This window comes from Ferdinandcohnia jepli, assembly GCF_047246645.1.
Taxonomy (GTDB): Bacteria; Bacillota; Bacilli; order Bacillales; family Bacillaceae_L; genus Ferdinandcohnia.
Genome location: NZ_JBFOKR010000039.1, coordinates 1 through 10,852, shown reverse-complemented (window position 1 = coordinate 10,852; position 10,852 = coordinate 1). Strand labels below are relative to the sequence as shown.

Here is a 10,852-nt window from a genome sequence, read left to right as displayed (position 1 = left end):
CTCACATACTTTTTCTTTACTTCCTCTATGACTTTAATTTTTTGTTTAGGCAATAAAAACACCTCCTTAAATTAAGGTTGGACACATCGGATAAAGTGTAACCGAATATTCTGTCGTGTCCAAATTAATTAGGGGGCTAAAAAGTAAGTTGCTCGTTACGTGCAGAAATTCAAATAAAGTGCATAAATCGAAATTAACATGCACAAATCAAAATTAACGTGCATAAACACAAAAAACAAGCTATCAAAATACTAAAATATGACATGTGAGGTCCTCCGATATTTTTCACAGACAGGAGGCTTGTAGTACTAGAGAGGGAAGAAGAGATATTTCTATTTACCTATCATTCTAAATGCAGAAATCGACAAAAAAACACCGTTGACGAGTTTAAAAATTTAGACTATTCTAACACTACAAAGTTTTTTACTCTATTTTTTTAAAACATAATGTAAGCGCTTAATAAAGAGTTTCATAACCTGCTTGCGATCCGCATTTTATCATTTAACTGAAATGGTATATACCATTTTGAAAGGGAAATATTGTTAAAGTAACGCTTACAATTCATATATAATGAAAGTAAGATTACTTTACGAAAGTGAGAGACTTTAAAATGAGCAGGTTACGTGAAAACCAAGAATCAACCCCTTTTTATAAACAATTGAAAGAAAAGATTATTGAAGATATTGAAGTAGGAAGGTTAAAGCATGGTGATAAGCTGCCTTCTGAACGAGATCTTGCTTTGCAGTATGGAATAAGCAGAATGACAGCCAGACACACGCTATCAATTTTAGAAAGAGAAGGAATTGTTGAGCGTAGAGTAGGTGCTGGAACCTTCGTTTCAAATAATAAGATTCAAATGGATTTTATTACGTTTAACAGTTTTACAAAAGACATGTTGGGTAAAGGGTTAACTCCCAGTACACAAGTACTTTCGATGGGGCATATGGAAGCTACACCTATATTGGCTGAGAGGCTCCAGGTTTCTATTGGAGAGAATTTGTTTTCTGTGAAAAGATTGCGTTTAGTAGATGATCGCCCAATTGCAATTGAAGAGTCCTTTATACCTGATCGTTATTGCAGAAATATAGAAGAACATATAACAGATAATACATCGCTGTATCATATTTTAGAAAGCGTATACGGCATCGTACTTGTAAAGGCGAATGAATATATGAGAGTGACGTTCTCAGAGGAAAATGAGAGCAAACTTTTAAAAATTCGTACAGAGAGCCCATGTATTTTTAGAGAGGCAGTCGCGTTTGACCGTAATAACAAGGAGATTGAGTTCTCTACCTCGTTAACGAGAAGTGATATTGTAAAATTTTATTCGGAACTAAACCTAAAATGATTGTTTCTCATTTTAGGTATTTTCTTACAGAAAATGGTATATACCATTTGAAGATATCTATAAAGGAGTGATCACAATGAGAGTAATCGGAGTGGGAGATAATGTAGTTGATAAGTATGTTTACAAACAAACGATGTATCCCGGTGGAAATGCATTGAATTTTAGTGTTTATGCGAAACAGCTTGGCAATGAGGCGGCATACCTAGGCGTATTTGGGGATGACAAAGCAGCCAGCCACATCATACAAACCCTTAAGAACTTGGAAATCGATATCACTCATTGTCGTCAACATCCAGGTGAAAATGGATATGCAGCCGTAGATTTAGTGGATGGTGATCGAGTATTTATCGGAGGGAATGAGGGAGGCGTCCAAAAGGAGCATCCTATTATTCTTACAAAAGCTGACTTGGACTATATCAAAACCTTCGATATTGCTCATAGCTCTATTTACAGTGATCTGGATTCAGAATTACATAAGATTAAGGAAACAGGAACTTTACTGTCCTATGATTTTTCAAGTGATTATACAGATGAGAAATTACGAGAAATCTGCAAACACGTCGATATAAGCCTTTTATCTTGTGGACAATTAACGGATGAGGAAGCTATCAATCTAGTAAAGCAGGCTCATTCCTACGGAAGTAGTTTGGTGATTGGGACGATGGGTTCCCGAGGAGCAATGGTGTATGATGGTGAACAATTCTACCGTCAGGAACCACACTTTGTAAAACCAGTTGACACTTTAGGGGCGGGAGATTCCTTTTTTACTGCGTTTGTCCTTCACTATTTACAAGGAAAGAAGAACAAATCATACGAACCTCAAGTTGAGTTACTTAAAGAGAGTTTATATAAAGGAGCCGAATTTGCGGCAAAGACGTGCTTAGTGGATGGCGCTTTTGGTTATGGTATCTCTTTTTAATCCTCTCTATAAATAGGGAGTCAATATATGAATCTTATTTGGAGGTGGTTCTTGGAGATAGATGTTCAAGATAGACTAGTATTTTTCCAAAAAATAAGGAGGGTTAATGAATGAGAAAATTGACAAAGACGCTTGGTGTTATGTTACTAATGTTCGCCTTTATTTTGACAGGGTGTTCAAATTCTTCCTCTAGTGAAGAATCAGGTAAAACAGTCTTGAAATTTTTGCACAAGTGGCCTCAACCAGAATATGCACCATATTTTGAAGAAGTTGTTGAGGAATTTGAAAACCAAAACCCTGATATTAAGATTGAAATGGAAGCAATCGCAGACGAACCAATTAAAGATAAGCTGAGAGTTATTCTTGGTGGTAATGAAGTACCGGATATCATGTTTTCATGGTCAGGTGAATTTGCTAGGAAATTTGTTCGCGCTGGAGCAGCCTTAGATCTCACCCCTTATTTAGAAGAAGATACTGCTTGGAAAGATAGTTTTATTCCTGCATCCCTTCAGCCATTTTCATCCGACGATAAAAATTATGGTATACCACTACGCTTTAATGGAAAATTCTTTGTTTACAATAAAGAAATCTTCGAAAAATACAATCTACAAGCACCTCAGACGTGGGATGAATTTACTACACTACTAGACACACTCAAACAAGGTGGAGAAACACCGCTTATTTTAGGAAACGAAAGTCCATGGGCAGCAATCCATTATCTGACTGGACTCAATCAAAAAATGGTTCCTCAAGATGTTCGTATGAAGGACTATAATCCAACATCAGGTGAATTTACAGATCCTGGTTATGTGAAAGCAATGGAAATGTTTGCGGATTTAAACAAAAACGGCTATTTAATGGACAATGTTAACTCTAGTTCACATGATATGGCTGTTCAATATTTCTTTGCTGGTAAGGGAGCTATGATTTACGTTGAATTAGAAGAGTTTCAAAACGTAGAGAATAATATGAATGGAAACTGGGGATTCTTCCAGATGCCAGCGATCTCAGAAGGAAAGGGTAATCAGAACTTCATTACAGGAGCTCCAGATGGATTTATCGTTTCTTCTAAAACGAAACATCCAGAAGAAGCTATTAAGTTCTTAAAATTCTTAACTAGTAAAGAGAATGCTGTAAAACTGGCAGAACAAATTGGCTGGCCAAGTCCGATTGATGGAGCCACTAACCCTGATACAGCGCTTCAACAGGTAGTTGACGGTGTTGAAACGATGAAACAATCAGAAGGAATGGCAGAATGGTTGGATACGGATGTCCATGCAAAAGTAGCAGATGTGTATTTATCGAATATTCAATTGTTACTAGATGGTTCGAAGTCACCAGAAGAAATTATTAAAGAAATCCAAGCTGTTGCGAAGGAAGTACAAAGTGAAGTCGAATAATACTAGAAGGGTAAGCAGTTTGATATTACTGCTTGCCCCCTCTTAGGAGGGTATTGGATGAAAAACAATTATCGAAGTAGTCGGACAGCGATTCTCTATATCTTACCAGCACTTCTTATTGTTGTACTGATGGTGTTCCTGCCAATTGTCCTTAATCTTTATAACAGTTTGTTTAGGTGGAATTCGTTTGATGCAGGGAGAACGTTTGTTGGTTTAGATTATTATCTAAGACTTTTTAAGGATCCCATCTTTTATACAGCATTAAAGAATAATTTCTTATACGCGATTATTTCCCTTATTTTTCAAGTGGGCTTAGGTATCATAATAGCCGCTATTCTAGAAGATAAATTGATTCGTAGATTTCAACCATTTTTCAGAACCGTATTTTTTATTCCTTCCGTTATTTCAATTGCAGTAGTCGGGTTAATGTGGCAGCTTCTGTACAATCCAGAGATTGGACTCGTAAACGGAGCACTAAACGCAATTGGGCTTTCGGAATGGACACATTCTTGGTTAGGAGATAGCAAAACAGCGATTTATGCAGTTGTTGCGGTTTCTCAATGGCAATACACCGGTTACATGGCGATGCTATTTTTAATAGCCATGCAAAAAATTCCTTATGAATACTATGAAGCCGCTATGATTGACGGTGCTTCTAAAATAAAAACGTTCTTTCATATTACGTTACCGCAAATTAAAGAGATGATTCTTGTTGGAAGTGTGATTACGGTTATTGGCGCATTTAAGGTTTTTGATGAAGTGTATGTAATGACCTTTGGTGGGCCAGGACGTTCGACTGAGGTTTTAGGAACGATGCTATATCGAGCAGCCTTTCGAAATGATGAAATGGGGTACGCCTCAACGATTGGTACGGTCATATTTGTGGTAACACTAGCCTTATCCCTTATTCAGATGAGACTAGGGAAAACAGGTAAGGAGGTGTAGGGAGTAAATGATGCTTAAAAACCGACTTTTTCAGACGATTATTTTGATCTGGTTTGGACTTTTTTCACTGGTCATTATCTATCCCCTTATCTGGCTTGCGTTAAGTGGTCTAAAATCAAACAGTGACTTTTTCTTAAATACGTGGACGCTCCCAAAGGAATGGCTGTGGAAAAACTATAAAGCTGCTTGGGATGCCGGAGTAGGAGAGTACTTCTTTAATAGTGTCCTTGTTACAGTTATTTCGGTTTTACTGATCTTATTGATAGGTGCCATGGCAGCATATGGATTAAGTAGGTTTCAGTTTAAGGGACAGAATTTGTTGCTAATGCTCATCTTGAGTGGATTAATGCTCGCTCCACAAGTAAGTTTAATTCCACTTTATAAATTACTGCAATTTTTAGGTTTATATAATACGTATGGTGCGCTCATACTCCCATATGTTGCCTTTCAATTACCGTTTGCGATTTTCCTGATGAGGTCGTATTTTCTCTCTATCCCTCGTGAACTCGAGGAGTCAGCGATTATCGATGGTTGCAATAGTTGGAAGGTGTTCTGGCATATTATCATCCCGATGGGTAAACCAATTATTGCATCTGCTGCTTTATTAACGGGTATGTTCGTTTGGAATGAGTTTATGTTTGCACTTGTTTTTATCGAAGATTCAAGCCTTCGTACCATTCCGGTCGGGCTTATGAACCTACGAAGTCAGTTAAACACAAACTTTGGTATACAATTAGCCGGTTTAGCAATTTCAGCGTTACCAATGATCATTGCTTATATCATTTTCCAAAAGCAATTTGTGCGAGGGATTACAGCGGGTGGAGTAAAGGGCTAGGAGTGTTTTACACTCCTGTCCCTTACTGAAGAATAGGAAAAAGTATTGGTTTAAATGGTATATACCAAATTGGACAGTAATAGTAATAAATGTGTAGGGAAGAGGTGAGTATGTTGAAAAGGTCACAAATAACTGGCATGAATTTTCACTATTTGCATTATCCACTTACGTATTTTTTAGATGCAATGGTTACCTATGAATTTCAAAAAATTGAGCTTTGGGGTGCATCACCACATCTTTATGTAGAAGATTTGAGCTTGTCAGAAGTGGGGCGCATTAAAAAAGAGATTGATAAAAGGGAACTTGAGGTTGTCTGTTTTACACCTGAACAATGTATGTATCCTATTAATCTATCTGCAAAAGAATCCTGGATTCGAGAACGGAGCATTAATTACTTTAAAAAGTCGATTGAAGCGGCCGTTGAATTAGAAGCACCAATGGTGTTAGTCACTGCAGGGTGGGGATACCGTAATGAATCTAGAAGTGAGGCGTTACAAAGAACCAGGGATTCTCTCGAGCGGCTTACTTTTTTTGCTGAAGAAAGGAAAGTGACTTTGGCGCTAGAGCCCTTACAAAAGGTTGAGTCAAACCTGATTTGTACGTTGGGTGATCTGAAAGAAATGCTAGAGTCTGTACCTTCAGACTACCTGAAGGGGATGGTAGACACGATCCCGATGGCAGCAGAAGGGGAAAGCCTAGCAAGCTATTTTGAAGAATTAAAAAATGAGTTGGTTCACATTCATTTTATCGATGGAAATCCAACTGGCCATTTAGCTTGGGGAGATGGGAATTTGCCAATCGAAACTTATATGGAAACATTACAGCAATATCAGTATAGTGGAGCATTAACATTAGAGTTTACATCGTATCAGTACCTAAAAAATCCTAATGAAGCAATTGAAACATCGTTAAAAACACTTGCTCCCTATCTTGACTAGAGAAGTATACAGGTAAGAGACCGACAGATAGGGGCTATATACGATGAAATTCTGGAAGAGCTACCCAAGAAACCTTAAAGTTTTAGTCATTGCGATGTTGATTAATTCAACTGGAATGGCGTTTCTATGGCCGTTGCACACGATTTATATAACACAAGGAATGAATCGTACGTTAACTGATGCCGGTTTCGTTCTCATGCTTCATTCAGCTGCTGAAATTGTAGGAAGTTTTCTAGGTGGTTATTTGTATGACCGTTTAAGAGGGAAAAGGACACTTTTGTATGGAGGAATTACATCAGCTCTATTGTTACTTGTGATATCGACGGGGCTTGCCTGGCCAGCTTATATTCTAGCAATGATTATCTTGGGGGTAGGCATTGGAACGATCTTCCCGCCAATCTATGCACTTGCTGGTAGTGTTTGGGAAGAAGGGGGAAGGCGCAGCTACAACCTCATGTATTTAATATTAAATGTTGGGGTAGCCGTTGGAACGGCATTAGGGGGAATCGTTGCACAATTTTCCTTCCGATATGTATTTTGGGCAAATGCAACTTCATATGTACTTTTCCTTTTAATATTATGGTTTTTTCTTAAAGAACCGAAACAGCAAGTTCAAAAGCCATCCGAGGAGTGGTCACGTACTACTTTACGTTCGATTCGCTTTTATAAAACACATGGATTCGTTTCATTACTAGTCGTATGTGTGGGATTTATGTTCTGTTGGATTACGTATATCCAATGGCAGACAACGATTTCGAGTCTCATGCTTCAATTTGGCTTTTCGTTAGCCTCCTATAGCTTGCTTTGGACAGTTAATGGATTACTAATCATACTCTTACAACCTATTATTCAGTGGTTCATGCTTAGGCGAAATATAGGCTGGGGATGGCAACTGGAAGCTGGTGTTGTTTTATATATGATTACATTTTTATTGCTTTCACAAAGTCAACAATACAGTGGATTTTTAATCGGGATGATGATCATGACCATAGGAGAGATACTTATATTTCCACTCGTACCTGCGATTGCAGACCATCTGGCACCACATGATCGAAAAGGGTTATACCAAGGGATTGTGAATGGGGCTGCAAATGTAGGGAGAACAATCGGTCCCTTGTTTGGTGGGCTTTTGTTAGATTCCTTTCTTCCAAGTGTTTTTCTTTTTGCGTGTGCAGGAGTGGGTGGATGCGCCTTAGTATGTTTTATTGCATATCAAAGGCTTCAATATACAAAAGGCAATATTGAGCTTATGAAAGTCAGTAATGATTAAAGGAGGAAACCAAAATGTTAGCAGAAGTGGAAAAGGTGTTAGAGGTCTTTAAAGAAAGGGATATTAACCGTGTTTATTTTGTAGCCTGTGGAGGCTCGTCCTCGCTGATGTATTCGAGTAAATATGTGCTCGATAGGGAGAGTAAAACGATTGATTCCGATTTGTATAGCTCAAATGAGTTTATTCATAGGAATCCTCAAAAACTTGATGACAAATCACTCGTCATTTTATGCTCACATTTCGGAAAGACACCAGAAACGGTAGAGGCAGCTCGGTTTGCACGTGAAAAAGGGGCATTAACTGTTTCATTAACATTTGACGCTGAGTCTCCCCTTGCTCAAGTGTCCGAACATATTATTGTTTACAAAGAGGGAAAAGAAACAAGTTATGTCAACGAATCTCCTGCGATCATGCTTGAACTTGTATTTGGATTATTGTTAGAAAAAGACAGAAATCAGAAGTTCTCAGAGGTTGTTTCTGCATTAGAAAACCTCGGACCGATCTTAGAGAGTGAGAAAGCGAAGTATCAAGAAAAAGGGAAAAAGTTTGCCAAAGCCTATAAGGATGCAAAAATCATCTACACAATGGGTAGTGGAGCCAACTATGGAATTGCCTATTGGTTTGCGATTTGTATCTTAATGGAAATGCAGTGGATCCACTCACACGCAATTCATGCCGGCGAGTACTTCCATGGACCATTTGAAATATTGGATAAAGATGTACCAATCATCCAGCTAGTTGGTTTGGATGAAACGAGACCTCTAGAAGAGCGCTCCTTAGAATTCTCCGAAAGATACGGTGATAACATCATCGCCATAGATGCAAAGCAATTTGATTTAGAAGGTGTTTCTGACGGAGTAAAGGGATATATTGCACCATTAGTTATGCAGTCCGTTTTACGCATGTATGCCGATGAACTTGCTGAGGCGAGGAACCATCCATTGTCAACGAGACGGTATATGTGGAAAGTGCCTTATTAAACCGTTAGATAGTTTAGATGTTTCAATATCTCACCGAGGTTTTTTATGGTAAGTCCTCGGTGAGTATCTACTATATAAATTGGAGGGAATACAATGTTAAAATTTGATGCTGATTCATTTTTACAAGCGGTTGGAACAGAAGCTTTTGCTAAAAGAGAGGAAATCGAAAATGTCGTTGATTCCATTTCTCAAAAAGGCTTTAAAAACATCTTTCTAATTGGATCTGGTGGAACTATAGCGATGATGTATCCGTACGAATATATATTTAAGTCCAATTCATCATTAGAGGTGCATGCTGAAATTGCTGCAGAGTTACTTGTGATGAATAATCGCCATTTAACGAAAGATTCTGTTTGCATTTTTGCATCTGTTACTGGGACTACGAAGGAAACAGTAGCTGCGGCGGAATATTGTAAGGAAAAAGGTGCTACCACAATCGGGTTAGTTGCGATTCCTGATACGCCGCTGGCAAACGCAGTAGACCACTGTATTTCTACAGGGAAAGAGAAACATTCGTTTGATACATTCTTTCTTCACTTACAGTTCCTTACATTCCGCTTCATTCATAACAATGATGAGTTTCCTCAGTATGAAAAGTTTGCGAAAGAGTTGGAAGCATTGCCACAAGGAATGGTGCAGGCAATGGAAGAGTTTGATTCAAGGGCCGAGCAATTTGCCATTAAGCATAAAGAAACAGGCTATCATATGTTAGTTGGTGCAGGGAATCTATGGGGGAACACCTACTCTTATGCAATGTGTATTTTAGAGGAAATGCAATGGATCAAATCGAAATCTATCCATGCTGCAGAGTTTTTCCATGGAACACTTGAAATCGTTGAAGAGGATACAAGTGTGATTATCTTCAAAGGAGAAGATGAAACTCGACCTTTGGCAGAAAGAGTGGAGCGCTTTGCCAATAAAATTACAAAAGAGCTTTTTATATTAGATACAAAGGATTACGAGCTTCCTGGTATTAGCGAAGAGTTTAGAAAGCATGTCGCTATTAATGTGAACTGGGCATTAACATCAAGATTAAGTGTTTACCTGGAGCGGGAGCGCGATCATTCATTAGATATCAGAAGATACTACCGAAAAATGGATTACTAAGGAGGGAAGTCGATGTTTAATTTTGATATTGATAGATTCCTACGAATCCAAAACGGTGCTTTGTCGATAAAGAGTGATTTTGATGACGCAATCGATTCCATTTTTGAGAAGGGAATTGATAATGTATTCTTTGTCGGAACAGGTGGAGCAACGATTCTAATGTTTGCTGCTGAATATATTGTGAAGAACTATTCAAGCTTGCCAGTGTACACGGAAATTTCTTCCGAATTGATGTTAATGGATCATAGGCATCTCGGTGAGAAGTCGTTAGTCATACTTCCGTCGTTATCAGGTACGACAAAAGAAACCGTGGCAGCAGCTGAGTTTTGTAAAGAAAAAGGAGCAACAACCATTAGTTTGGTTGGGCATGCCAACACGCCACTAGCAAACATTACAGATTATACATTTGTAAATTATGCGGCTGACGATACATCATGTGAATCCTTCTATATCCAGTCTTACTTACTAGTCTTTAGGCTGATGTATAGACGCGGTGAAATGCGGAATTATCACCAAGTAGTGGAGGAAATGAAACTCCTGCCAGGTGCGCTTTTAAAAGTAAAGGAAGCAACAGAAGAACGTGCTGCTGCGTTTGCTACGAAACATAAAGATACAACTTACCATATTCTCTCGGGAACAGGTATTGATTGGGGCCAAACATACTATTACGGAATGTGCATTTTAGAAGAGATGCAATGGATTAAAACACGTCCCGTTCATGCTTCTGACTTCTTCCACGGGACACTTGAGTTAGTAGAGGAAGATACTAGTATCCTATTATTAAAGGGAGAAGATAAATCAAGAGCATTAACAGAAAGAGTAGAACGCTTTGCTGAGCATTACTCAAACGAACTAACCGTATTTGACACGAAAGACTATGAACTCAAAGGCATATCACAAGAAGTGAGATCTCTTGTATCACCGATTGTTCTGGCAACCTTACTCGAACGAGTTAGCTGCCATTTAGAGGAACAACGAAATCACCCACTCTCAACTAGGAGATATTATAAAAAGGTACCGTTTTAGTACTAAGATTAAAATGTACCCTATAGAATAGACACTTAAAAAAAGTGCTCTTTCTATAGGGTATTTTTTGTATAATTTAAAGTA

At 38.3% G+C, this 10,852-nt stretch carries 10 protein-coding genes; all 10 read left to right on the top strand.

What is annotated here, in order from left to right; genetic code table 11:
* The first annotated feature begins 610 nt into the window (after positions 1 to 610).
* A complete protein-coding gene (locus tag AB3M96_RS23385; RefSeq protein WP_412970021.1) occupies positions 611 to 1,348 on the top strand; it encodes a GntR family transcriptional regulator in 738 nt (245 codons plus the stop codon).
* Between the two features lie 76 nt (positions 1,349 to 1,424).
* Positions 1,425 to 2,267, top strand: coding sequence for a fructoselysine 6-kinase (locus AB3M96_RS23380; RefSeq protein WP_412970020.1), 843 nt, complete (start codon positions 1,425 to 1,427; stop codon positions 2,265 to 2,267).
* A gap of 110 nt (positions 2,268 to 2,377) precedes the next feature.
* The gene (locus AB3M96_RS23375) at positions 2,378 to 3,667 is read left to right on the top strand and encodes an ABC transporter substrate-binding protein (RefSeq protein ID WP_412970019.1); all 1,290 of its coding nucleotides are present in this window, start codon (positions 2,378 to 2,380) and stop codon (positions 3,665 to 3,667) included.
* Between the two features lie 57 nt (positions 3,668 to 3,724).
* The gene (locus AB3M96_RS23370; RefSeq protein ID WP_412970018.1) at positions 3,725 to 4,612 is read left to right on the top strand and encodes a carbohydrate ABC transporter permease; all 888 of its coding nucleotides are present in this window, start codon (positions 3,725 to 3,727) and stop codon (positions 4,610 to 4,612) included.
* Between the two features lie 7 nt (positions 4,613 to 4,619).
* Complete coding sequence (locus AB3M96_RS23365) at positions 4,620 to 5,447, top strand: carbohydrate ABC transporter permease (protein ID WP_412970017.1); 828 nt, start codon at positions 4,620 to 4,622, stop codon at positions 5,445 to 5,447.
* Between the two features lie 110 nt (positions 5,448 to 5,557).
* Positions 5,558 to 6,385, top strand: a complete 828-nt coding sequence (locus AB3M96_RS23360) for a sugar phosphate isomerase/epimerase family protein (protein ID WP_412970016.1) — start codon at positions 5,558 to 5,560, stop codon at positions 6,383 to 6,385.
* Positions 6,386 to 6,428: 43 nt separating this feature from the next.
* On the top strand, positions 6,429 to 7,655 hold the full coding sequence (locus tag AB3M96_RS23355) for an MDR family MFS transporter (RefSeq protein WP_412970015.1): 1,227 nt from the start codon (positions 6,429 to 6,431) through the stop codon (positions 7,653 to 7,655).
* 14 nt (positions 7,656 to 7,669) lie between these two features.
* Positions 7,670 to 8,635: an SIS domain-containing protein gene (locus tag AB3M96_RS23350; RefSeq protein WP_412970014.1), complete on the top strand. Its 966-nt coding sequence runs from the start codon at positions 7,670 to 7,672 to the stop codon at positions 8,633 to 8,635.
* Between the two features lie 93 nt (positions 8,636 to 8,728).
* Positions 8,729 to 9,742: an SIS domain-containing protein gene (locus AB3M96_RS23345; protein WP_412970013.1), complete on the top strand. Its 1,014-nt coding sequence runs from the start codon at positions 8,729 to 8,731 to the stop codon at positions 9,740 to 9,742.
* 12 nt (positions 9,743 to 9,754) lie between these two features.
* Positions 9,755 to 10,768: an SIS domain-containing protein gene (locus AB3M96_RS23340; protein ID WP_412970012.1), complete on the top strand. Its 1,014-nt coding sequence runs from the start codon at positions 9,755 to 9,757 to the stop codon at positions 10,766 to 10,768.
* Positions 10,769 to 10,852 lie beyond the last annotated feature (84 nt).